General features: G+C 61.1%; 1 protein-coding gene. It reads left to right on the top strand.

The window, feature by feature from the left end; translation table 11 throughout:
- Window positions 1-1,068, top strand: a 1,068-nt coding sequence (locus EZV76_RS17350) for a PKD domain-containing protein (protein ID WP_136567688.1), incomplete at both ends; no start/stop codon positions are given.

The raw sequence follows: 1,068 nt of genomic DNA, 5'->3' as shown, positions 1-1,068 counted from the left end.
TTCGGCCCCGGTAGCGGTTGCCACGGCGAGCCCTTTGACGGGCAATGCGCCATTGGAGGTCAGTTTTACGGGCAGTGGCTCCACGGACGATGTGGGGGTGGTGTCGCACAGTTGGGACTTTGGCGACGGTGGCAGCTCCACCTTGGCGGACCCCGTCCACACCTATTCCTCACCGGGAAGCTATACCGCCACCCTTACCGTACAGGATGGGGAAGGCGAAACGGATGTTGACACGGTCTCGATCACGGTGACCCAAGAGGGCACCCCTGGCGAGTGCACCGCACTTTCGGCCCCTTGGTCGAACTCGGATGTGGGCTCGGTCCTCGCGGGCGGCAGTGCCTGTTCTGATGGCCAGACCTATGAGGTGAGCGGTTCGGGGGCTGATATCTGGGGTTCCAGCGATGGCTTCCATTATGTGTACCAGCAACTGGAGGGCGACCTTGAGATCACCGCCCGGGTGGTGTCGCTGTCGAATACGGACAATTGGGCCAAGGCCGGTGTCATGGTCCGCAACAACCTGTCCGGGAACTCGGCAATGGCCCTGATGTCGGTCTCCCCGGACCCGAGCTATGGTTCAGGTCCTGGTTATACGCTACAGCACCGCAGTGTTGATGGTGGCACGATGACCTCCAGTGGGCACAATCTGGGCCCTGTCCATGTGGGCATGCCCTATTATGTTCGTTTGGTGAGGGAAGGGGACACCTTTAGCGGTTACGCTTCGGCCAATGGAACGGATTGGTCCCTGTTGGGCAGCAGACAGATCCCTATGGGGAACAGTGTATATGTTGGCCTGGCGGTTACCTCGCACAAGAACGGAGTGCTGGCGGATGCGGTCCTGGACAATGTTACGGTGACCGGGGGCAGTTCCAGTGGTGGCAATTCGGCCCCTGTGGCGGTTGCCACGGCGAGCCCTTTGACGGGCAATGCGCCATTGGAGGTCAGTTTTACGGGCAGTGGCTCCACRGACGATGTGGGGGTGGTGTCGCACAGTTGGGACTTTGGYGACGGTGGCAGCTCCACCTTGGCGGACCCYGTCCACACCTATTCCTCACCGGGAAGCTATACCGC

This window comes from Flagellimonas alvinocaridis (genome assembly GCF_004916895.1).
In the GTDB taxonomy this organism is placed as follows: Bacteria; Bacteroidota; Bacteroidia; order Flavobacteriales; family Flavobacteriaceae; genus Flagellimonas; species Flagellimonas alvinocaridis.
This window is presented reverse-complemented; position numbering and strand designations above follow the sequence as displayed.